This window comes from Bradyrhizobium glycinis, from assembly GCF_016031655.1.
GTDB classification, from domain to species: Bacteria; Pseudomonadota; Alphaproteobacteria; order Rhizobiales; family Xanthobacteraceae; genus Bradyrhizobium; species Bradyrhizobium glycinis.
Genome location: NZ_JACCHQ010000013.1, coordinates 86,231 through 106,882 on the forward strand (window position 1 = coordinate 86,231; position 20,652 = coordinate 106,882).

Annotated in this window: 21 protein-coding genes; 11 read left to right on the forward strand and 10 right to left on the reverse strand. The window is 65.3% G+C overall.

Features of this window, described 5'->3' with window-relative positions; genetic code table 11:
- Positions 1-138: 138 nt before the first annotated feature.
- The 5 genes from HZZ16_RS19700 to HZZ16_RS19720 all read left to right on the forward strand — a co-directional run bounded on the left by HZZ16_RS19700 (position 139) and on the right by HZZ16_RS19720 (position 5,416).
- The gene (locus tag HZZ16_RS19700; RefSeq protein WP_197950744.1) at positions 139-1,146 is read left to right on the forward strand and encodes an NADP-dependent oxidoreductase; all 1,008 of its coding nucleotides are present in this window, start codon (positions 139-141) and stop codon (positions 1,144-1,146) included.
- Positions 1,147-1,293: 147 nt separating this feature from the next.
- On the forward strand, positions 1,294-2,112 hold the full coding sequence (locus HZZ16_RS19705) for a cysteine rich repeat-containing protein (protein ID WP_197950746.1): 819 nt from the start codon (positions 1,294-1,296) through the stop codon (positions 2,110-2,112).
- A gap of 128 nt (positions 2,113-2,240) precedes the next feature.
- Positions 2,241-2,456: a hypothetical protein gene (locus tag HZZ16_RS19710; protein ID WP_057027802.1), complete on the forward strand. Its 216-nt coding sequence runs from the start codon at positions 2,241-2,243 to the stop codon at positions 2,454-2,456.
- Positions 2,457-2,642: 186 nt separating this feature from the next.
- Positions 2,643-3,806, forward strand: coding sequence for an FAD-dependent monooxygenase (locus tag HZZ16_RS19715; RefSeq protein ID WP_197950748.1), 1,164 nt, complete (start codon positions 2,643-2,645; stop codon positions 3,804-3,806).
- Positions 3,803-5,416 carry a benzoate-CoA ligase family protein gene (locus HZZ16_RS19720; RefSeq protein ID WP_197950750.1) on the forward strand — a complete coding sequence of 538 codons (1,614 nt, stop codon included), beginning with the start codon at positions 3,803-3,805 and terminating at the stop codon, positions 5,414-5,416. Before HZZ16_RS19715 ends, HZZ16_RS19720 begins: the two co-directional genes overlap by 4 nt.
- A 226-nt stretch (positions 5,417-5,642) precedes the next feature.
- On the opposite strand, the gene HZZ16_RS19725 is transcribed toward HZZ16_RS19720, so the two are convergent.
- Complete coding sequence (locus HZZ16_RS19725; RefSeq protein ID WP_197950752.1) at positions 5,643-6,155, reverse strand: MarR family winged helix-turn-helix transcriptional regulator; 513 nt, start codon at positions 6,153-6,155, stop codon at positions 5,643-5,645.
- Complete coding sequence (gene maiA / locus HZZ16_RS19730; RefSeq protein ID WP_197950754.1) at positions 6,145-6,777, reverse strand: maleylacetoacetate isomerase; 633 nt, start codon at positions 6,775-6,777, stop codon at positions 6,145-6,147. The genes HZZ16_RS19725 and maiA overlap by 11 nt, the downstream gene beginning before the upstream one ends.
- A gap of 198 nt (positions 6,778-6,975) precedes the next feature.
- Between maiA and gtdA the strand changes: the two genes are divergently transcribed.
- On the forward strand, positions 6,976-8,016 hold the full coding sequence (gtdA, locus tag HZZ16_RS19735) for a gentisate 1,2-dioxygenase (RefSeq protein ID WP_197950756.1): 1,041 nt from the start codon (positions 6,976-6,978) through the stop codon (positions 8,014-8,016).
- A gap of 113 nt (positions 8,017-8,129) precedes the next feature.
- Here the strand turns inward: gtdA and HZZ16_RS19740 are convergent, their stop codons facing one another.
- The 4 genes from HZZ16_RS19740 to HZZ16_RS19755 all read right to left on the reverse strand — a co-directional run bounded on the left by HZZ16_RS19740 (position 8,130) and on the right by HZZ16_RS19755 (position 12,410).
- Entirely contained in the window at positions 8,130-8,954 is an 825-nt protein-coding gene (locus HZZ16_RS19740; RefSeq protein ID WP_197950758.1) for an ABC transporter permease, read from the reverse strand.
- Positions 8,947-9,720 (reverse strand): ABC transporter ATP-binding protein, encoded by a 774-nt coding sequence (locus tag HZZ16_RS19745; RefSeq protein ID WP_197950760.1) that lies wholly within the window; start codon positions 9,718-9,720, stop codon positions 8,947-8,949. Before HZZ16_RS19745 ends, HZZ16_RS19740 begins: the two co-directional genes overlap by 8 nt.
- Positions 9,721-10,006: 286 nt before the next feature.
- Positions 10,007-11,011, reverse strand: coding sequence for an ABC transporter substrate-binding protein (locus HZZ16_RS19750; protein ID WP_197950762.1), 1,005 nt, complete (start codon positions 11,009-11,011; stop codon positions 10,007-10,009).
- Between the two features lie 31 nt (positions 11,012-11,042).
- On the reverse strand, positions 11,043-12,410 hold the full coding sequence (locus tag HZZ16_RS19755; protein WP_197950764.1) for an FAD-dependent oxidoreductase: 1,368 nt from the start codon (positions 12,408-12,410) through the stop codon (positions 11,043-11,045).
- A gap of 112 nt (positions 12,411-12,522) precedes the next feature.
- On the opposite strand from HZZ16_RS19755, the gene HZZ16_RS19760 reads away from it, so the two are divergent.
- Complete coding sequence (locus tag HZZ16_RS19760) at positions 12,523-12,795, forward strand: hypothetical protein (RefSeq protein ID WP_197950766.1); 273 nt, start codon at positions 12,523-12,525, stop codon at positions 12,793-12,795.
- Between the two features lie 3 nt (positions 12,796-12,798).
- Here the strand turns inward: HZZ16_RS19760 and HZZ16_RS19765 are convergent, their stop codons facing one another.
- Entirely contained in the window at positions 12,799-13,602 is an 804-nt protein-coding gene (locus tag HZZ16_RS19765) for an enoyl-CoA hydratase-related protein (protein ID WP_197950768.1), read from the reverse strand.
- Between the two features lie 151 nt (positions 13,603-13,753).
- Here HZZ16_RS19765 and HZZ16_RS19770 point away from each other — a divergent pair, with 151 nt between their 5' ends.
- Entirely contained in the window at positions 13,754-14,728 is a 975-nt protein-coding gene (locus HZZ16_RS19770; protein WP_197950769.1) for a ketopantoate reductase family protein, read from the forward strand.
- A 3-nt stretch (positions 14,729-14,731) separates the two neighbouring features.
- On the opposite strand, the gene HZZ16_RS19775 is transcribed toward HZZ16_RS19770, so the two are convergent.
- Both HZZ16_RS19775 and HZZ16_RS19780 read right to left on the reverse strand, forming a co-directional pair.
- On the reverse strand, positions 14,732-15,406 hold the full coding sequence (locus tag HZZ16_RS19775) for an alpha/beta hydrolase family protein (protein WP_197950770.1): 675 nt from the start codon (positions 15,404-15,406) through the stop codon (positions 14,732-14,734).
- A gap of 27 nt (positions 15,407-15,433) precedes the next feature.
- The gene (locus HZZ16_RS19780; RefSeq protein ID WP_197950771.1) at positions 15,434-16,084 is read right to left on the reverse strand and encodes a TetR/AcrR family transcriptional regulator; all 651 of its coding nucleotides are present in this window, start codon (positions 16,082-16,084) and stop codon (positions 15,434-15,436) included.
- Between the two features lie 72 nt (positions 16,085-16,156).
- Between HZZ16_RS19780 and HZZ16_RS19785 the strand changes: the two genes are divergently transcribed.
- Together HZZ16_RS19785 and HZZ16_RS19790 are read left to right on the forward strand one after the other, a co-directional pair.
- The gene (locus HZZ16_RS19785) at positions 16,157-17,101 is read left to right on the forward strand and encodes an SDR family NAD(P)-dependent oxidoreductase (RefSeq protein ID WP_246510227.1); all 945 of its coding nucleotides are present in this window, start codon (positions 16,157-16,159) and stop codon (positions 17,099-17,101) included.
- 238 nt (positions 17,102-17,339) lie between these two features.
- On the forward strand, positions 17,340-18,485 hold the full coding sequence (locus HZZ16_RS19790) for an acyl-CoA dehydrogenase family protein (RefSeq protein WP_197950772.1): 1,146 nt from the start codon (positions 17,340-17,342) through the stop codon (positions 18,483-18,485).
- A gap of 270 nt (positions 18,486-18,755) precedes the next feature.
- Here the strand turns inward: HZZ16_RS19790 and HZZ16_RS19795 are convergent, their stop codons facing one another.
- On the reverse strand, positions 18,756-19,736 hold the full coding sequence (locus HZZ16_RS19795) for a helix-turn-helix domain-containing protein (RefSeq protein WP_197950773.1): 981 nt from the start codon (positions 19,734-19,736) through the stop codon (positions 18,756-18,758).
- A gap of 161 nt (positions 19,737-19,897) precedes the next feature.
- Here HZZ16_RS19795 and HZZ16_RS19800 point away from each other — a divergent pair, with 161 nt between their 5' ends.
- A complete protein-coding gene (locus tag HZZ16_RS19800) occupies positions 19,898-20,623 on the forward strand; it encodes an alpha/beta fold hydrolase (protein WP_197950775.1) in 726 nt (241 codons plus the stop codon).
- The last annotated feature ends 29 nt before the right edge of the window (positions 20,624-20,652 follow it).

Sequence of the window (20,652 nt, forward strand, 5' to 3'; positions counted from 1 at the left end):
TCGCGTTTTCGGGATGTTCCCGTTGTGAAATGGAATGCGGCGATCTAGCCTTCATACAGCGCACAACACATGCGGCCTGCATGTTTTCTTTGCGGCGGCTGCATCAATAATCGTCAAGCAAATGGAGAGGGAAACGCCATGAGCGGCAGCATCAATCGCCAGATCCTGCTGGTGGAAAAGCCCACCGGCAAGCTCGGTCCCGAACATTTCAAGATGGTCGAGGGCGCGATGCCGGAGCCGAAGGACGGCGAGGCCTTGCTGCGCGTACGATACATCTCGCTCGACGCGGCCAATCGCGCCTGGATGCACGGCGCGACCTATCGTTCCGCCGTCGAAGCCAACAGCGTGATGGCCGGCGGCGCCATCGCCGAGGTCGTCAGCTCGAAGGCAGCTGGGCTTGCGCCCGGCGACATCGTATTCGGCGACACCGGCTGGCAGGAATTTGCCGCCGTGCCGGCGAAGCATCTGACCAAAATGCCGAAGCTCGAGCCGATGACGCACCTGCTCAGCGTGTTCGGCATCGCCGGTCTCACCGCCTATTTCGGCCTGCTGGAGATCGGCAAGCCCAAAGAGGGAGAAACGGTCGTGGTCTCCGCGGCCGCAGGCTCGGTCGGCTCGATCGTCGGACAGATCGCCAAGATCAGGGGATGCCGCATCGTCGGCATCGCCGGCGGCACTGAGAAGTGCAACTGGCTGACCGCCGAGCTCGGTTTCGATGCCGCCGTGGATTACAAGGATGGCGCGGTGTTCAAGGCGCTGCGCGCCGCAGCTCCCAAAGGCATCGACGTCTATTTCGACAATGTCGGCGGCGACATCCTCGAAGCCTGCCTGCCCCAGATGAACAATTACGGCCGCATCGCCTGCTGTGGCGCGATCTCGCAATATGACGGGGTGCCGGCCGTACACGGCCCGCGCGGCGTACCCGGCCTGATCGTGGTGAAGCGGCTGACCATGCAGGGCTTCATCGTGATGGACTACATGAAGGACAGCGAGCGCGCGCTGGCTGATCTGCAGGCCTGGGTGAAATCCGGCAAGCTCAAGGTGCAGGAGGACATTCTCGACGGACTCGAGAACACGCCGAGAGCGCTGATTGGTTTGCTTGCAGGCGAGAACCGCGGCAAGCGCATGGTGAGACTGACGACGTAATCGCGTCCCAATTGCGCCGGCATTATCCACTTGCGGTAGAGGCCAAAGCGGCCAAAGATGCCGCTCGCGAGCTGACCCTCGCGACGATTGCGCTTGCATATTTTTTCAGGATGGTCGGCGTTCCCGATCGGGCAGGAATTCATTCAAATGTTCAACACGTTGAAGCATGCATCGACGCGCACGGCGTTGCTGGTGACAGCACTCTTCGCAACTGCAACAGGAGCGTTCGCGCAGACCGAGGCCCAGAAGAGCGCCATCCGGTCCGCATGCCGCTCGGACTTCATGGCGCATTGCGCGAGCGTGACGCCCGGCGGAGTGGAGGCGGTTCAATGCCTCGCCAAGAACATGTCGAGCCTGTCGTCGGGCTGCCAGGCTGCGGTTCGCGCGGTCGAGCCGGCCGCCGCGCCGAAGACCGAAGCAGCGCCCGCCAAATCCGAACCTGCCAAATCCGAGCCGGCCAAAACGGAGGCGGCGCCCGCCGCCGAGCCAGCGGCCAAGCCGGGAGCGGCAGCCACCCCGAAGGCAGCTGCAGCAAAGCAGCCGAGCCCCGCGCAGGTTTCCGCGATCAAGAGCGCCTGCCGCGGCGACTATCCCAAGGTCTGCGCCAGCGTGCCGCCCGGCGGAGCGCCCGCGATCGAATGCCTCGAGAAGAACAAGGCAAAGGTGTCGGCCGGTTGCGCCAAGGCCGTGAATGCGGCGTTCGGTGGCGAAGCAGCCGCGCCCACTTCCGCTGCCGCACCGGCCGCCGCGGCGGCGCCTGCCGCGGCACCGGCCGCCATCGTGCTGCGGCCATTGCTCCCGCGCGAAGAGCTGTTCATCGTGCGGTCGGCTTGCGGCGCCGACATCCGCACCCTCTGCGCCGGCGTGGCGCCCGGCGGCGGCCGGATCATCCAATGCATTTCCAACCGGGCGGCATCGCTCTCGCCGGCCTGCAAGGAGGTGCTCGCGCCTTTCGCCGCCAGATAGAGCGGAGTGGATGATGTTCATCCGCAGCACGGAGATGAATTGCGGCGTGCGCGACCGGATGTTCGCACGCTGACGCGGATACTCTCTTCAGACCCAGTTTCGATCACGACAAGCCCCGGGAGGACAACATGCGTTCATTGCTGCTCGTTGCTTCTGCGCTCCTCGCCTTCGCCGCCACCATGACCTTTGAGGCCACCGACGCTAATGCGGTGGTGTGCGCCCGAGGCGTCGTTCGCGCCGGTTGCGCTGGCCCGAACGCGGCCGTGGTCGTCCGCAAGCCGGTGCCGGCGGTCCGCTGCACCAGGGTTCTGGTGAACGGGGTCTATGTAAAGCGCTGCGTCTGACCCCCGGTGGCCAATCCGCCCCGGTTTGGCTATGATTCGCACCTGACGGTTTCGGACCCGCAAGAGCGTGTCCGGACACGTGCTTTGACGTGCCGCGCGCTGCCGATAATTCTGCTGGCGCCGGACGCCGGAGCACATTAGTCTACCCCTAGATAGTAAGTATACTGTCAATTAGGGAGGCAGACGTTGCGGATCGCCGTGATTGGCGGGGGGCCTGGTGGGCTCTACTTCGCCTATCTCTGGAAGAAGCGTCACCCCGAGGATCAGGTCGACCTGTTCGAACAGAACCCGGCCGACGCGACCTGGGGCTTTGGCGTCGTGTTCTCCGACCAGGCGCTGGAGTTCCTGCGCGCGGATGACCCCGAGACGGTCGATGCGATCGCCCCGCACATGGAGAGCTGGGAGAACATCACGCTGAACCTTCACGGCGACAGCGTCGCCATCGACGGCGTCGGCTTCTCCTCGATCGGGCGGCTGGAGTTGCTCAAGTTCCTGCAGCAGCGCGCGTTCGATGTCGGCGTCGCGCCGCGCTTCGACACGCAGATCCAGACGATCGACCAGCTCAACGGCCACGATCTGATCGTCGCCGCCGACGGGCTGAACTCGCTGGTGCGCCGCGCCTATGAGGGCGATTTCGGCACCTCGCTGTCCTACTCATCCAACAAGTTCGTCTGGTACGGCACCTCGAAACGCTTCGACACGCTGTCGCAGACCTTCGTGAAGACCGAGCGCGGCGCCTTCAACGCCCATCACTACCGCTATTCGCCGACCATGAGTACCTTCCTGGTCGAATGCGATCACGCCACCTGGCAGGCCTATGGCTTCGCCTACAAGGACGTCGAGCAGTCCAAGGGCGTCTGCGAGGAGGTGTTCGCCGACACGCTCGGCGGCCATTGTCTCGTCTCCAACAAATCGGTCTGGCGCAACTTCCCCTGGGTCTGGAACGAGCACTGGTCGTTCAAGAACATGGTGCTGCTCGGGGATGCCCTGCATTCGGCGCATTTCTCGATCGGCTCGGGCACGCGGCTCGCGATCGAGGACGCCATCGCCCTCGTCAAGGCGCTGGAGTCGGATGCGCATCTTGCGACCGCGCTGCATCGCTATCAGGCCGCGCGCAAGCCCATCGTGCAGAAGCTCGTCAACGCCGCGCGCACCAGTGCGTTCTGGTACGAACATTTCGCCGAGCACATGAAGCTGCCCCTGATGGACTTCGCCTACAGCTACATCACCCGCTCCGGCCGCATCGACGATTCCCGGCTGCGTGCGATGTCGCCGGCCTTCATGGCGCGCTACGAGGCGACCAGGAACGGCGGAGACGGCGCCGAACACAACGGCGGAGATGCGGCATGAGCCACGACATCCGTGACCAGGTGCCCGCGGACAGCGAAGGCGCGCGCGAGATCGGCTTTGCCGTTCCCGACATCTACAATGCCGGCCGCGTGCTGTTCGACAATCTCGGCAAGGGCCGCGGCGACAAGCTCGCGCTCCTGGGGCCGGCAGGCGCGCGCACTTATGCCGAGCTCTGCGCGGAGGCCTGCCGCTGGGGCAACGGTTTGGCTTCGCTTGGCCTTGCTCGCGGCGATCGCGTGCTGTTGTTTCTCGACGACACGCCGGCCTACCCCGCTGCCTTCTTCGGCGCGGTGCGCGCCGGCTTCGTGCCGCTGCTGATCAACACGTTGACGCCGCCGGACCTGTTGCAGTTCTATCTCTCCGATTCCGGCGCGAGCGTCGCGGTGGCGGATGCAGAATTCGCGGCGCGCTTCAATGCCGAGGCTTGCAAGGAGACGAAGCTGCAGACGCTGATCGTCGCCAATGGCGCGGCCGGCGAGCACGCGGCGCCGCGGGCGCTCGCGGCGGCGAGCTGGCTCGCGCAGTTTCCGACCGAGCTTCCGGAAGCGCCCACGCAGCGCGACGAAATGGCGTTCTGGATGTACTCCTCCGGCTCGACCGGACGGCCCAAGGGCATCGTTCACCTGCAGCACGACATGGCCTACAGCGATGCCGCCTTTGCGCGGAACGTGCTGAAGCTGACGCCCGACGACATCTGCTTCTCGGTGCCGAAGATCTTCTTCGCCTACGGCTTCGGCAATTCCGTCACCTTCCCATTCGCGGCCGGCGCCGCAACGCTGCTGCTGCCGGGCCAGCCGAAGCCGGCCTCGATCTTCGCGGCGATCGAGCAGTATAAGCCGACGGTCTTCTTCGGCCTGCCGACGCTGTACACCGCGCTGACCAAGGCAGAGGGCGCGGAGAAGACGGATTTCTCGTCGCTGCGCATGGCGCTCTCCGCCGCCGAGGTGCTCTCGGCCGAGGTCTTCAACGGCTGGAAGACGCTCACAGGACTTGAAATCATCGAAGGCCTCGGCTCGACCGAGGTGCTGCACATCTATCTCTCCAACCGGCCCGAGCGGAAGAAGCTCGGCGCCGCGGGCCTGCGCGTCCCCGGCTACGAGGTCGCGCTGCGCGACAAGGACGGCCGCGACGTCGGCGACAACGAGGAAGGGATTCTGTGGGTGCGCGGCGATTCCAACACGCCGCTGTACTGGAACCGGCCGGACAAATCCGCCGAGACGATTCGCGAGGGCGGCTGGATCTACACCGGTGATCGCTTCGTGCGGGATGCCGACGGCTTCCACTTCTTCCGCGGCCGCGCCGACGATCTCATCAAGATCTCCGGCCAGTGGGTCTATCCGCTCGAGGTGGAGCTGTGTCTCGCCGATCACCCCGACATCCGCGAATGCGCGGTGTTCGCCGCCGAGCTGCCGGACCGTCGCATGACACTGAAGGCGGTGGTGGTGATGAATAACCGTGCGGTCGACCAGAGTGAGGCGACGCGCAAGCTGCAGGACTATGTCAAGGGCAAGCTGCTGCCGTACAAATATCCGCGCGAGGTGGTCTTCATGGACGAGCTGCCGAAGACCGGCACGGGGAAGATCGATCGGCAGGCGTTGTTGAGGATGTGAGGCGATAGTGCCGCCACACATTCAGTGTCGTCCCGGACAAGCGCGCCTCAAGCGCGCGCCGATCCGGGACCCATAGCCACAGGCGGACGTGGTTGCGGGGACTCGGAGTTATCTTTTCGCGCCCAACTCCTTCCTGTGGTTATGGGTCCCGGATCTGCGCTCCGCTTCGCGGCGCTTGTCCGGGACGACAGTGAGAATGAGGCGCCAGCACAGCCTCACACCACCCTCACCCACCCTTCCCCAGATGCTCCAGCGCGTCCTCGGCACGCAGCGGCACGCGGGAGGCCTCGTTGTTGAGATCGACCAGCTGCGCCAGCAGACCCATCAGCGCCTTGCGGTCGGCGGGCTTGAGCGGCTCCAGCATCCGCCCTTGCGCGCGCTCGACGGCGGGGATGATCTCGCGCAGGATCGCAGCGCCGGACTTGGTCAGATAGAGCAGCTTGATCCGCTTGTCCTCGGGTGCCGGCTTGCGCTCGATATAGGCCTTGGCCTGCAGCCGTTCGATCACGCTGCCGAGCGTCGAGCGGTCGAAGGCGATCACCGCCGACAGCCGCGTCGCGTCGATGCCGGGATGGGTGTGGATTGCGACCAGCGCGGCATATTGCACCGGGGTGAGGTCGAACGCCTTGCACTCCTCCATGAAGATCGAGACCGCGATCTGCTGCATGCGCCGGAACAGATAGCCCGGCGCGGCATAGACCGCGTCCATCGCGATCGGAAGAAGAGGCTTACTCGGCATCGGGTTGCTTCTCCGGTGCGGCATCGGCAAACGCCGGCAGCGCCTTGGCGGCGGCCTCCGCCTGGAGCAGACGGGGATAGGCGGAGACATCGACGCCGAAGCGGCGCGCATTGCCGAGCTGCGGCACGAGGCAGAGATCGGCCAGCGTCGGAGCATCGCCGAAGCAGAACGGACCCGGCTCGGCCTTGATCAGCGTCTCGCAGGCCGACAGGCCCTCGCGATTGACCCAGGCGGCCCAGTCCTGAACTTTCTCCTCGGGCAGGCCGAGCTCGCGCAGCCGCGCCAGCACCTTCAGGTTCTGCACCGGATGGGTGTCGCAGGCGATCGCCAGCGCGAAGGCGCGCACCTTGGCGCGGCGCAGCGGATCTTTCGGCAGCAGCGGTGGATTGGGATGGGTCTCGTCGAGCCATTCGATGATGGCCACCGATTGCGTCAGCACTCCTCCCGCATCATCCTCCAGCGTCGGCACCAGGCCTTGCGGGTTGATGGCGAGATAGCTGGGCGCGCATTGCTCGCCCTTGCGCAAATGATGCGGCAGATGCTCGGCGCCGAGCCCCTTGAGGTTCAGCGCGATCCGCACGCGGTAGGCGGCGCTGGAGCGGAAATAGCCGTGCAGCTTCATGGAGAGCCCTCCCTGTCTGTTATTCCGGGGCTCGCGAAGCGAGAGCCCGGAATCCATACTCCCGATCGTGGGTATGGATTCCGGGCTCGACGCTGGCGCGTCGCCCCGGAATGACGATCTTGTATGTCATCCGTCACATTGACGCTACCTAGATCGTCAGTATACTGTCAATCAACAAAACGACCGGGAGCCGCAACCATGGAAGCCGTGACCAAGACGCCGGAACGCGAGGCGTTCTACAAGAAGATCGACGGCGAAAACCTCACCGCGCTGTGGACGGTGATGAGCGACCTGATCACGCCGGAGCCGAAAAGCGCGTGCCGGCCGCACCTCTGGAAGTTCGACGTCATCCGCGACTACATGCTCGAAGCCGGCAAGCTGATCACGGCCAAGGAAGCCGAGCGGCGCGTGTTGGTGCTGGAGAACCCGGGGCTGCGCGGGCAATCCAAGATCACGACCTCGCTCTATGCCGGCGTCCAGATGGTGGTGCCCGGCGATGTCGCGCCCGCACACCGGCACAGCCAGTCGGCGCTGCGCTTCGTGCTCGAAGGCAAGGGCGCCCACACCGCGGTCGACGGCGAGCGCACCGCGATGGAGCCTGGCGACTTCATCATCACGCCGTCGATGACCTGGCACGATCATTCCAACGAGACCGATCAGCCGATGTTCTGGCTCGACGGCCTCGACATCCCCCTGGTGCAGTTCTTCGACTGCTCCTTTGCCGAAGGCGCGAAGGAAGATCAGCAGAAGATCACCAAGCCCGCGGGCGACAGCTTTGCCCGCTACGGCCACAACCTCTTGCCCGTCGACGTGAAGCGGAGCTCGAAGACTTCGCCGATCTTCAGCTATCCCTATGCCTACACGCGCGAGGCGCTGGAGAAAGCCAGGACGCGCCAGGAATGGGACGCCTGCCACGGCCTCAAGCTGAAGTTCAGCAATCCCGAGACCGGCGATTTCGCGATGCCGACCATCGGCACCTTCATCCAGCTGCTGCCGAAGGGTTTTGGCACCGCGCGCTATCGTTCGACGGACGCAACGGTGTTCTGCCCGATCGAGGGCAAGGGCCGCAGCCGCATCGGCAATACGGTGTTCGAATGGGGCCCGCGCGATCTGTTCGTGGTGCCGAGCTGGCATTGGCTGACGCACGAGGCTGATGATGACGCCGTGCTGTTCAGCTTCTCGGATCGGCCGGTGCAGCAGAAGCTGGATCTGTTCAGGGAAGATCGCGGCAACGCGTGACGGTCTCGTAGGGTGGATTAGCCGAAGGCGTAATCCACTATCCGCTCCTCTGCGGTGAAGTGAGGTGGTGGATTACGCTTCGCTAATCCACCCTACGGCGCCGGTGATTGCCGCTACCGCCAGTGCAACAGCCGCATCTCCAGCCAGCCGATCACCTTCCCGACCACGAGGCCGAACACCGACAGGATCACGACGCCGGCGAGCAGCTGATCGGTCTGCATCAGGTTGCCGGCCTGCAGCACGAAGGCGCCGATGCCGTATTGGGCTCCGATCATCTCGGCGCTGACGACCAGCAGCAGCGCGACGGAGGCGGTGATGCGGAAGCCGGCGAGGATCGCCGGCAGCGCGCCCGGCCAGATCACCTTGCGCACGATGGTGGCAAACGGAACGTTGAAACTCTGCGCCATGCGGATCAGGTTGCGCGGCACGGCATCGACGCCGCTATAGACCGAGATCGCGGTCGAGAAGAACACCCCTAACGCAATGGTCGCGATCTTCGGCTCTTCGCCGATGCCGAGCCAGAGAATGAGCAGCGGCAGCAGCGCGATCTTCGGAATCGGAAACAGCGCCGAGATGAAGGTGATGCCGACGCTGCGCGCGAGTCGCGACAGGCCGATGGCGAAGCCGACGGCGACGCCGGCCGCCGTTCCCAAGAGCCAGCCGACGCCGATCCGCAGCAGCGAGGCCGAAACATGCTGCCAGAGTGCGCCGGAGACCGCGAGCTGATAGATCGCGCGGACAATTGCGGAAGGAGTCGGCAGAAACAGCGCATTGACGAGGCCGGCGCTGCCGGCGGCCTGCCAGATCGCGATGACGAGGCCGAGCGCGATCCAGCCGCCATACCTGCTCGACGCAGGAACGAAACCGGCGCCACGAAAGTGGACGCGCCGTGTCGGCTCGTTCTTGGCCGTCGTGTCCGTTGCCGCGCGATCAAGCATGCTGGACCTCACGCTCGGCATCGATCGCCTCGTTGCGGATCAGCGACCAGATCTGATTCTGCAGCGCCAGCAGCTTTTCGCGCGCCGCCGCTTCGCCGCGCGCCGCGCGCGCCATCGGCACGGTCACGACCTCGCGGATGCGGCCGGGACGCCGCGACAGCACCACGATGCGGTCGGCCAGCCGCGCGGCCTCTTCGAGATTGTGGGTGACGTAGACCGCGCCCATGCCGCCATCGGCGAGCAGGCGGATGAAATCCTCCATCAGCAGCTCGCGCGTCTGCGAATCCAGCGCCGAGAGCGGCTCGTCCATCAAGAGGATCGCGGGCCTCACCGCAAGCGCGCGCGAAATGCCGACGCGCTGGCGCATGCCGCCGGAGAGCTGCTTTGGGTAGGTCTGGCGAAAATCGGTGAGGCCGGTGCGGCACAAGGCATCCTCGACCAGCGCGCGGCGCTGCGCGGCCGAGAGCTGAGTGTGCAGCAGCGGGAATTCGACATTCTCCTCGACCGTGGCCCAGGGCAGCAGCGCAAAGTCCTGGAACACGAAGGTCAGCGGATTGAGACTGTCCGCCGGCGGCGCCCCGCGCAGCTCCGGCGCGCCGGAGGTCGGCTGCAAGAGGCCGCCGAGGATCGACAGGAGCGTGCTCTTGCCGCAGCCGGACGGCCCGACGATCGCCACCACCTCGCCGGCACCGACGGTGAACGAGACGTCGTCGAGCACGGCGAGATCGCCGAAACGGTGGGTGATGTGGCTGGCGATCAGGTCCATGCGGCGAACCCGCTCTTTTCACCCTCCCCTGGAGGGGGAGGGTCGGCTCGCATGTAGCGAAGCGAAATGCGGGCCGGGGTGGGGTGACGGTCTGTCCGCAGTGATACCGAGTATGAATGCACGCAAACTTTCGCCGAATGGTTTGACCAAACGACGGACGGACCGCCGCCGTGGCTCACCCCACCCCGCTCGCTCCGGACGATGCTACGCATCGCCAGAGCGATCGATCCTCCCCCTCCAGGGGAGGGTGGCACATCGACCGCGGCGAGAGACTGCATCTTCAACATCAATCCGCCTTCACGAATTCCTTCGCAATGATCGCTTCCGCATCAAAGCCCTTGTCGACAAAGCCCTGCTCCTGCAGCCATTTGATCTGGTTGTCGACGTTCTTCACATCTAACTTGCCGTCGGGATCGATATAGGCGCAGTTGCCGACCACCTGCTCGACCGGCAGGTTGGTGTACTTGGCGATGATCTCCAGCAGCGGTTTTGTCTGCTCGTTGATCGGGGCGACACCATTCTTCATCGAAGCCAGAATGACATCGTGATATTCGCGATCCGCTTTTGCGAGCACGCCGAGGAATTTCGTCACCAGCGCCTTGTTGGCCAGCGTCTTCGGCGAGGCGAATACCGCCCCCAGCTGCCAGGGCGTCTCGTCGCCGACCCAGCCCAGGAATTTCGCGCCGCCCTCGTCCATCAGCTTTCGCGCAGTCGAGATCGGCAGCAATGCGGCATCGACCGTCTCGCCCTTGAGCGCAGCGGCGGCATTCGACAGCGATTGCAGCGGCACGATCTTCACGTCCGCGAGCTTGAAGCCGTATTTGTCGGCGAGCAGGCCGAGCGAATAGTGGAAGCTCGATCCGACCTGCGTCATCGCTACGCGCTTGCCAGCGAGGTCTTTCGGCGTCTTCAGGCCGCTCGCATAGGCGTTGTTGCTGGCGAAATAGCCGATCAGGGGATAGCCGGGCTTCTCGCGGCTCATGCCGCCGATCACCTTCAGCACCCCCTTGCCGCCGAGATTGTAGAGGCCGGCGGTGAAGGCGGTGACGCCGAAATCGACGTCTCCGGAGGTGGTGGCGACCGCAATCGGCTGCGCTGCATCGAAGAACTTCAGCTCGACCTCCAAGCCGGCCTCACGGAAATAGCCCTTGTCCAGCGCGATGAAGACCGGCGCCGATGAAGACAGGCGGAGCACGCCGATCCTGGCTTTCAGCGCATCCTCGGCCCGTGCCGTAGCCATAGCCATGATCGCCATCAGGCCCGCTACCGCGAGCCGCGCAATCCCGATCATCCCGTTTCCTCCGCGTTGTCTTGCAGTGCGTTTACAGGCCTTCGGGCACCGCCTGGTCCCGTCCGATGAAGGCGCCCTGTTGTTTCAACGTTTCCTGCAACTTTTCAATGGGGATTTCGCGTGGAATCCGGTTTCCGGACAGCGCCAGCGCGGCGGCGGAACCGGCGGCCTCGCCCATCGCGAAGCAGGCACCGGAGACCCGCGCGGCCGACTGACCCTCGTGGGTCATCGACGCACAGCGGCCGGCGACCAGGAGATTGTCGACGCCTTCCGGGACCAGCATCCGGTAAGGCAGCTCGTTATAGCCGCGCGATTCCGGGATCGGCGGGAAGGTGAAGACGACGTCGCCGGGCACATGGGCCTCGATCGGCCAGCCGTTGACGCCGATGGAATCCGCGAACGAGGCACAGCCGAGCACGTCCTCACCGCTGAGCTGATAGCCGCCCTTGATGCGGCGGGTCTCGCGGATACCGAGCTGTGGCGGCAGGTCGACGATGTAGGACTTTTCGAAGCCCGGCACCGCGCTGCGCAGGAATTCGTACGCGGCGAGCGCCTGCTTGCGGCCCTCGATCTCGCCGCGGGTGAGATCGTCGGGCTCGATGCCGTTGATGGCATGGCCGTCCTCGCGCGCCACCTGGGTGAAGTTCACCCGCCATTCGATGCCGGACTTTTGCGGCCGAACGATCGCGCTTTTGCGCGGAAATCTGTGCGTGCCGGCCGCAACGGCCCTGTCCATCAATTGCGGAATGGTGCGCCAGGCCTCGCCGGCCTTGGCGGGATCGATGCCGTTGAGACGCAGCATCATTGAGGGATAGAGCGGGTGGCCGTGCTCGTCGCCGATCTCGAACGGCGCGCCGGCCCACACGGCGAGATCGCCGTCGCCGGAGCAGTCGATGAAGATCTCCGCGCGCACCGCCTGCCGGCCGGCCTTGGTTTCGACCAGCATCGCGTCGATGCGGCGCCCATCGGCCATGACGACGCCGGCGCCGAGCGCGTGGAAGAGCATATTCACCTTGTGGCTGGCGAGCAGCTCGTCGGCCGCGATCTTATAGGCGGCGGTGTCATAGGCCTGGGCAAAGACCTTTCCCAGGATCAGATGCGGCGCGTTGAGGCCGTTCAAGCGATCGATCCGCGCCAGCAGCTCCGAGGCCAAACCCTGCACCAGCCGCCGGTGCTCGCCATGGACATTGCCGTGCAGGCCGCAGAAATTGGTGACGCCGGCCGCGGTGCCCATGCCGCCGAGAAAGCCGTAGCGTTCGATGAGCAGGATCTTCCGCCCCGCGCGCGCCGCTGCGGCTGCAGCGACGATGCCGGCCGGGCCGCCGCCGAGCACGACGACTTCATACTCGCCATAGAGCGGCACTTTGCGCGCTGGTTCATCGATCGTCGTGGCCCGCATGGCGCGTTCCTTCCCGGAATCTGGTTCGAACTGGACCACGACTTAGCCGGGGGTCCTCGTCCTCGCAAGATCGCGGTTGCTCGCCACCGGTGAACCTGAGACAAGTGCGGCCATGAATTCGATCGTCGTCAGATACTGCTTCGCCGCTTCTATGGCTTTCGCGATCGCGGCCGTTCCCGCCTCGGCCGTGGAGCAAAACTGCCGCTTCATCGAGGCCAAGCCCGATCGCGAAGCCTGCTACAAGCGGCAGGAGGAAGAACTCGCGGTCAAGCGCAAGCCTGCACCTGCGACCGACGAGAGCAAGCCGCTCGAAACGCTGCGCCAATTGCGCCAGGACGACGATGCCGTCTATCGCAGCATCAACAACATCTGCCGCGGCTGCTGACGCCTAATCTTTGCCACCACCCCACTCCGCCGCCCGCTTCTCGGCGAACGACGCAAGCCCTTCCGCGGCCTCCGCGCTCTGGCGCTTGAGCGCATGCAGCTGCACGAGCCGCGCATACGCGGCATCGTCCACGGCCATGCCGCCGAACGAACTCTCCAGCGCGAGCCGCTTGGTCTCGGCCATCGCCTCCGGTCCGTTGGCGAGCAGCTGCTCGACCACCTTGGCTCCGGCAGCCTCGAGGTCGGCGAGCGGCACCACCTCGTGAACAAGGCCGATGCGGCGGGCGTCTTCGGCGCCGAAGCGCTCGCCGGTCAGCGCGTAGCGGCGGACCTGGCGGACGCCGATGGCATCGCAGAGTTGCGGGATGATGATCGCAGCGGTCAGCCCCCAGCGCACCTCGGTGATCGAGAACAGGGCGTTGTCGGCGGCAATCACGACATCGCAGGCCGCGATGACGCCGGTACCGCCGCCGAAGCAGCCGCCTTGCACCAGGGCGACGGTCGGGATCGGCAAGGTGTTGAGCCGCTGCACGGCTTCGAACGTCGCCCGCGAGGCCGCCTCGTTCGCCTCGCTCGATTGCGGACGCACGCTGTTGATCCATTTGAGGTCGGCGCCGGCCTGAAAATGCTTGCCGTTGCCGCGAAGCACGACGACGCGCAGATTGGGCTTGCTGCCGAGGTCGTCCATGGCCGCGAGCACGCCTGAGATCAGCGCGCCGTCATAGGCATTGTTGACCTCGGGCCGGTTCAACGTGACGGTCGCCACCCCGCGTTGATCGAGGCTCCACAGGACGGGGCTGGTACTCATCGGCGGTCCTCCGGTTGTTTGCCGCGCACTATGGCCGAGGGCGCGTGCCCTGATCCATATCTTTCCGGCGTAGGGCGGCCGCGTCCATCGCATGGCGGCTTGTGTCATGCTGGCCGCGGGCGACACCACGGGATGGATACGGGATATCAATATGCGCATCTGCATTTTCGGCGCAGGCGCCGTCGGCAGCCACATTGCGGTACGGCTGGCGCGCGCCGGCCATGAGGTCAGTTGCGTGATGCGGGGGGCGCATCTGGAGGCAGCCCGCGCCACTGGCCTTAAGCTGCGCGTCGGCGATTCCGAGGTCGGCGCCAAGGTGAACGCATCAGGCGACCCGGCCCAGCTCGGCCCGCAGGACGTCGTGATCTCGACCCTGAAGGCGACCGCGCTTACCGGGCTGGTTTCCAGCATCAAGCCGCTGCTCCAGGACGACACTGCGATCGTGTTTGCGCAGAACGGCATTCCCTGGTGGTACGGTATCGGCCTGCCGCCGCGGCACCCGGCACCGCCCGACATTTCCTTCCTCGATCCCGGCGGGCGCCTGCGCGCCTGCATCCCGAAGGAGCGGATCATCGGCGGCGTGATCTTCTCCTCCAACGAGGTGATCACGCCGGGCGTAGTCCAGAACCTGACGCCGGACCGCAACCGCCTCCTGATCGGCGAGTGCGACGACCGCAATTGCGAGCGCATCACCAGGCTGCGCGGGGTCTTCAACGATGCGCGGCTGGAATCGCCGCCGGTCGCCGAGATCCGCGAGGCGATCTGGTCAAAGCTGCTGACCAACATGTCGCTGTCGGTGCTGTGCCTGCTCACCGGCCAGACCGCGCGCGGCGTGCGCGACGATCCCGCCTTTGCGGAGGTGATTCCGCGCATGCTGAACGAGGCCAACGAGATCGCCCAATACTTCATTCCCGAGGTCAAGCGTGCCACCCGCAGCGGCCCCGCCCCCAATCACAAGCCGTCGCTGCTGCAGGATTACGAGCTCGGCCGCGCCATGGAGATCGACGTGCTGGTGAAGGCGCCCCAGGCCTTCGCGCGCACCGCCGGCCTGTCGACGCCAACGCTCGACCTGATCGCCGCGCTCGCGATCCAGAAGGCACGCGACAAGGGGCTTTATTCCGCGTGAGCCTCAGGCGAGCGCGTCGATCCAGGTCGCGAGCGTGTCCAGCACCTCGGTGAGCGCCTCGTCATTGGTCCGGCCGGATTTCTTCAGCACCGCAAACGAATGGTCGCCGCCTTCGACCTCATGCAGCGTCGCCTTCCCGAGCCGCTCGATGACGGGCCTGAGATGGGCGAGATCGGCAAGCTCATCGCGCGTGCCTTGCAGGAACAGCATGGGGATGGCGATTGCCGCGAGGTGGTCGGCACGCTCGCGCGACGGCTTCTTGGCGGCATGGAGGGGAAAGCCGAGGAAGGCGAGCCCTTTGACGTCGGGGAGCGGCGACTTCGACTGCGCCTGCGAGGTCATACGACCGCCGAACGATTTCCCGCCCGCGACAAGCTTCAGCCCCGGGCAGAGCCGCGCCGCCTCCGCGACCGCTGCGCGCACGGCTGCGTGCGCGACCGTCGGCGAATCGGGCCGTCCCAGCTTCTTTTCCATGTAGGGGAAATTGAAGCGGAATGTCGCGATGCCGCGATGCGCGAGACCTTCAGCAACCTTCTCCATGAACGCATGCCGCATATCGGCGCCCGCACCGTGTGCCAGCACGTAGCAGGCGCGTGCCTTGGGCGGCTGCGTCAGGATCGCGTAGACCGTGCCGATGCGCTCGATGTCGAGCTTAAGATCTGTCGTCTCGTACGTCATGGGCGTCGTCGATCCTCGACTTGTCCCCTACCGGCGCGCGCCGCTCACGGGCCAAAGATAGTTGAGGACCTGATCGAGCGTCATTATGATCTCGCGGCGGCCGCCGTCCGTTTTCACGGAGCCGAATTTATCTTCGAGCGCAAGCTTGGCAAAGCCGTGAACGGTCGACCAGGCTGCCGCAGCTGCGGTCTTCGCCTGCTTCGGCGTGCTGCCGACCAGTTCGGCGACGACGATCTCGAAGGCATGGCCCGCGGCTCTGCTCGCCTGCCTGAGGCGCGCATCATCGGCGACCAGGCGCTTGTTCGCGAACATCATCTGAAAACGGCCGGGATGTCTCAGCGCAAACTCGACATAAGCAAGGCCCTGGGCGTGAAGCTTGTCGCGCGGGCCCTGCTTGCCGGAGGCCGCCTCCCGCAAGGCGTCGGCAAGCGCGTCGTAGCCGCGGATCGCCACCTCGGTCAAAAGGCCCGGTGCGTTGCCGAAATGATGTGACGGGGCGGCCGGCGAAACGCCGGCGCGGCGGGCGGCCTCGCGCAGCGTGAAGCCTTCGGCCCCCTGCTCGGCGAGAATGGCTTCGCTCGCCGCGATCAACGCCTCCTGCAATTCGCCATGGTGATAGCCGGGCGCCGGCTTCGGGCGCGTGGTGCTGCGTTTGGCGGGGGAGGCCTGCTTCTTCATGTAACTTGACACTGTTCAGATTGCGCCGTATCTATCTTAACACTGTTTAGATAGGGCGAGCTGGAGTTCGAAATGGCCGAAATGCAGGATAGCACCGTGGCGAGCCCGGTAAAGCGTCGTCATCTGGTCGGGGGAGCGGCTTTGGGCATGCTTGCCGGCGCCGCCGGCGGCTTCGCCGGTGGCGTGGCCCTCGGTCAGGGCGCGACGCTGCCCCAGCAGAAGCCGAGCGGAAAACGCCGATTTGTCGACAAGGTCGTCATCGTGACGGGCGGCACCTCCGGGATCGGGCGGGCCGCGACGCTGATGTTCGCGGCCGAGGGCGGCCTCGTCGCATTCTGCGGGCGCAACGCCGAGCGAGGCAAGCAGGTGGAGACCGAGGTGCGCGAGGCCGGGGGCCAAGCGATCTTCGTTCGTGCCGACGTCCGCAATGAGGCGGAGGTCAAGGCTCTGGTCGACACGACCATCCAACGCTACGGGCAGCTCGACGTCGCCTTCAACAATGCCGGCATTTCCATCGAGAAGCCGCTGCATGAATACAGCGCGGCCGAATTCGACGACGTGATCGGCACGGATCTGCGCGGCGTGTTCTTGTCGATGAAATATCAAATCCCGCACATGCTGGAGAAAGGCGGCTCGATCGTCGTCACCTCCTCGTCGAACGCCATTGCAACGTCGGCCAAGCGCTCGGCCTATTCGGCGGCCAAGCGAGGACTGGTCGGCCTGGTGCAGGCCGCCGCACTCGACTACGCAAAGCATGGCATCCGCATCAACACGCTGGTCCCCGGCACCACGGACACTCCGATGATCCGCCGGCTCGCCGGTATGGAGGGCCTGCCCGATGCCGCCTGGCACGTCGGCATCGCGCAATGGGCCAAATCCAATGTCCCCGGGTTGCAGCGCGTGGCAACGCCCGAGGAGATCGCGGCTTTCGCGCTGGTGCTGGCCTCCGACGATCATCCCTACACGACCGGCGGCCAGTTCGTGATCGACGGCGGCAAGACCGCTCATGGGGGCTAAAGCGCGATGCGATAAGCATGAATCGTCATCGCGCTTTAGGTTATTGTTTGAGCATGATCTTTTCGGAAAACCGCTGCACACTTTTCCGGATCATGCTCTAGATCGGACGCAGCCTGAAAACACAATTCATGGCGATCCCGGTGGGCGTACGAAAGGGCACGGCTTGCGCCGGTGCCGGCCGTTGTGGCAGGCCTGACGCGGGCTGTCGCAAGGCGCGACATCACCGATCGAGGTTTCCATGCCCTACCGCTCCTCCTGGATGACCGAAGAGCTCGACGTCTTCCGCGACCAGTTCCGGAAATATCTCGCCAAGGACCTGGCGCCGCATGCCGAGAAGTGGCGCGAGCAGAAGATGGTCGACCGCTTCGCCTGGCGCGGGCTCGGTGAGATGGGCGCGCTGCTCGCGAGCGTGCCGGAGGAATATGGCGGCCTCGGCGCGACCTTCGCCTATGACGCCGCCGTGCTCGACGATCTCGAGAGCACAGTGCCGGAGCTGACCACCGGCGTCTCTGTGCACAGCGCCATCGTCGCACATTACATCCTCAACTACGGCTCGGAGGAGCAGAAGAAGCGCTGGCTGCCGAAGATGGCGTCCGGCGAGATGGTCGGCGCCATCGCCATGACCGAGCCCGGTACCGGCTCGGATCTGCAAGCCGTGAAAACCACGGCGAAGAAGCAGGGCAATTCCTACGTCATCAACGGCCAGAAGACCTTCATCACCAACGGCCAGGCAGCCGATCTCGTCATCGTGGTCGCGCGCACCGGCGAGCTAGGTGCCAAAGGCATTTCGCTGATCGTGGTCGAGACCGCGGGCGCGGACGGTTACAAGCGCGGGCGCAACCTCGACAAGATCGGCCTGCACGCCTCCGATACGTCGGAGCTGTTCTTCGACAATGTCACCGTGCCGCCGGAAAACCTGCTCGGCAAGGAGGAAGGCCAGGGTTTTGTCCAGCTGATGCAGCAATTGCCGCAGGAGCGGCTTGCGCTCGCGGTCGGCGCCGTCGCCTCGATGGAGCGCGCGGTCAAGCTCACCACCGACTACACCAAGGAGCGGAAGGCGTTCGGCCAGCCGCTGATGGATTTCCAGAACACCGCCTTCACGCTGGCCGAGCGCAAGACCGAGGCCATGATCGCGCGCGTCTTCGTCGATTGGTGCATCGAGCGCCTGATCGCAAAAGACCTCGACACGGTGACGGCCTCAATGGCGAAATATTGGTGCTCGGAGAAGCAGGTCGAGACCGCCGATGAATGCCTGCAGCTGTTCGGCGGCTACGGCTACATGCAGGAATACCCGATCTCCCGCATCTTCATCGATTCCCGCATCCAGAAGATCTATGGCGGCACCAACGAAATCATGAAGCTCTTGATCGCGAGATCGCTGTAATCAGGTCGCTGTCGGGGAGAGGCACGCGCGCTTGCACGGCAATCCCAACTCGTCGTCCCGGACAAGCGAAGCGGAGCGGAGCGCCGATCCGGGATCCATAGCCACAGGCAGAAGTTGTGACGAAGACTCGGAGTTATGACTTCGCACGACAACTAGATCCTGTGGTTATGGGTCCCGGATCTGCGCGCGCTTGAGCGCGCTTGTCCGGGACGACGAGCGGAGATCGGGGCCTAAGGCGTTGCCATAGGCGGCCCGCACACTAACTCCCCCTCACCGCGCGCGCCAGTCGCGCGGCCGGCAGCCGAAGCGCTGCTTGAAGCGGCGGGTGAAGTGGGAGAGGTCTGAGAAGCCCCAATCGAACGCGATGGTGCCGATCGCCTGGTCGGCCTTCGCAGGATCGCTCAGGTCACGTGCCGCGCCGTCCAACCTACGGTCCATGACGTAGTCCGAGAATGTGGTGCCTGCGCGCTCGAACAATTTGTGCACGTAGCGTTCGCTGATGCCGATGGCACGCGCGACGTCCGCAACCGCAAGGCGCTGCTCGGAGAGCCACTCATGCACGGCGCGGCGAAGCGCGAGCGCGGTCGCGTCGGCAAAGCTGGCGGCCTCGGCCGTCTGCGCACGCGCGCGGCGCGACAGGCTCAGCGCCACGAGGTCGAGCAGCACGCCGAACAGCCTGACGGCTTCGCCTTCCGTCATCCGCAGCGCGCCGGCATTCAGCGATCGCGCGGTCTCGACGATGAGATGGCCGACGAAGGGATCGTCGGACACGCGCTCCACCCTGAAGTCGAAGGATGGCGGCAGCCGGTCACGCAGTTCGCGCGAAGGCACCCAGAAGGATGCAACCTGCAGCGTCGGCCCGCGATCATGCAACAAGGTCACTTCCCGGTCGCTGTCGCAGATGCCGACCTGGCCGCGCGACAGGCTGACGTCGCAGCCGCCCTGGACCATGCGGCAGCGGCCGGCGAGCTTGAAGTTCAGATAGAAGCAGCTTTCAGTCGACGCAGCGATGTCCGCGCGCGAGCGATGCACGGTGTGCTCGGGAAAGACCACGCGGTTGATGGCACCGCTGCCGAACTTGATCGCCTCGACCTTCGCCGGGAAGCGTGAGGTGGTTGCCGATTCCGGCGTCAGGTTCATGAATGCCTGGCAGATCGCTTCGCGATAGTAGGAGAACTGCTCCTCCGGCCGCGTTTCGCCGGTGTCCCAGACCAGACGACGGGGCCGGCTTTCGGAATTGAGCTGCTCCATCAGTTCGCTCCAGGACCAATCCGGTTCAGCGTCAGACAAGCGCACAACGCGCCCAGCGGTTCAGTATGGCGGCAACGACGACATCGACCGGCGTTCAGCCGGCAAATCCGGGCAAGGTCATCGCCGCGCCGATCTAAGCAGTCTTCCGAGGGAGCCACAACATGTCGACCTACGTTCTCGTCCATGGCGCCTGGCACACAGGTGCCGAACTCGAGCCGGTCGCCGCGCCGATCCGCGCGGCCGGCCATCAGGTCCATACCCCCACCATCAAGGGCAACCGTCCGGGCGATGCCAAGACGACCGGGCTGAAGGAAGCGATCCAATCGATCGCCGACTACCTTGCCGAGAATAATCTGAAGGACGTCATCCTGCTCGGGCATTCCTATGGCGGCATGGTCATCACGGGGGTGGCCGACCTCGTGCCGGAGCGCATCCGTCGCCTGGTCTACTGGAATGCTTTCGTGCCCAACGACGGCGAATGCCTCAACGACATGGTGCCGCCGCACTATATCGGGCTGTTCGACGCCATCGCGGCCGAGCGCGGCGACGGCTCGGTGGTGCTGCCCTTCCCGATCTGGCGCGAGGCCTTCATCAACGATGCCGATCTGGAGACGGCGCAGCGCGCTTATGACGTGCTCAACCCGCATCCGCTGGCGACCTTCAGCGACAAGATCGCGCTCAAGAGCAATCCGGCCGAGATGCCGCTGGCCAAATCCTACATCAACTGCACCGAGGATACCGCACTGCCGCACAGCCATGGCTGGCATCCGCGCCTGTCGGAGAAGCTCGGCCTGTTCCGCCTGGTGCAGGTGCCGGGAAGCCACGAGCTATGCTTCTCCGATCCGGCACGGCTCGCCAAGGCGATCATGGAGGCGGGCCGCGACTGACGGCCACGACGCCGTGATCTCGTAGTGCG

Bases quoted from the DNA above. Each gene is read 5' to 3' on its own strand.
- HZZ16_RS19700 (WP_197950744.1), top strand. From the start codon at position 139: ATGAGCGGCAGCATCAATCGCCAGATCCTGCTGGTGGAAAAGCCCACC.
- HZZ16_RS19705 (WP_197950746.1), top strand. From the start codon at position 1,294: ATGTTCAACACGTTGAAGCATGCATCGACGCGCACGGCGTTGCTGGTG.
- HZZ16_RS19710 (WP_057027802.1), top strand. From the start codon at position 2,241: ATGCGTTCATTGCTGCTCGTTGCTTCTGCGCTCCTCGCCTTCGCCGCC.
- HZZ16_RS19720 (WP_197950750.1), top strand. From the start codon at position 3,803: ATGAGCCACGACATCCGTGACCAGGTGCCCGCGGACAGCGAAGGCGCG.
- HZZ16_RS19725 (WP_197950752.1), bottom strand. From the start codon at position 6,155: ATGCCGAGTAAGCCTCTTCTTCCGATCGCGATGGACGCGGTCTATGCC.
- maiA (WP_197950754.1), bottom strand. From the start codon at position 6,777: ATGAAGCTGCACGGCTATTTCCGCTCCAGCGCCGCCTACCGCGTGCGG.
- gtdA (WP_197950756.1), top strand. From the start codon at position 6,976: ATGGAAGCCGTGACCAAGACGCCGGAACGCGAGGCGTTCTACAAGAAG.
- HZZ16_RS19740 (WP_197950758.1), bottom strand. From the start codon at position 8,954: ATGCTTGATCGCGCGGCAACGGACACGACGGCCAAGAACGAGCCGACA.
- HZZ16_RS19745 (WP_197950760.1), bottom strand. From the start codon at position 9,720: ATGGACCTGATCGCCAGCCACATCACCCACCGTTTCGGCGATCTCGCC.
- HZZ16_RS19750 (WP_197950762.1), bottom strand. From the start codon at position 11,011: ATGATCGGGATTGCGCGGCTCGCGGTAGCGGGCCTGATGGCGATCATG.
- HZZ16_RS19755 (WP_197950764.1), bottom strand. From the start codon at position 12,410: ATGCGGGCCACGACGATCGATGAACCAGCGCGCAAAGTGCCGCTCTAT.
- HZZ16_RS19760 (WP_197950766.1), top strand. From the start codon at position 12,523: ATGAATTCGATCGTCGTCAGATACTGCTTCGCCGCTTCTATGGCTTTC.
- HZZ16_RS19765 (WP_197950768.1), bottom strand. From the start codon at position 13,602: ATGAGTACCAGCCCCGTCCTGTGGAGCCTCGATCAACGCGGGGTGGCG.
- HZZ16_RS19770 (WP_197950769.1), top strand. From the start codon at position 13,754: ATGCGCATCTGCATTTTCGGCGCAGGCGCCGTCGGCAGCCACATTGCG.
- HZZ16_RS19775 (WP_197950770.1), bottom strand. From the start codon at position 15,406: ATGACGTACGAGACGACAGATCTTAAGCTCGACATCGAGCGCATCGGC.
- HZZ16_RS19780 (WP_197950771.1), bottom strand. From the start codon at position 16,084: ATGAAGAAGCAGGCCTCCCCCGCCAAACGCAGCACCACGCGCCCGAAG.
- HZZ16_RS19785 (WP_246510227.1), top strand. From the start codon at position 16,157: ATGGCCGAAATGCAGGATAGCACCGTGGCGAGCCCGGTAAAGCGTCGT.
- HZZ16_RS19790 (WP_197950772.1), top strand. From the start codon at position 17,340: ATGCCCTACCGCTCCTCCTGGATGACCGAAGAGCTCGACGTCTTCCGC.
- HZZ16_RS19795 (WP_197950773.1), bottom strand. From the start codon at position 19,736: ATGGAGCAGCTCAATTCCGAAAGCCGGCCCCGTCGTCTGGTCTGGGAC.
- HZZ16_RS19800 (WP_197950775.1), top strand. From the start codon at position 19,898: ATGTCGACCTACGTTCTCGTCCATGGCGCCTGGCACACAGGTGCCGAA.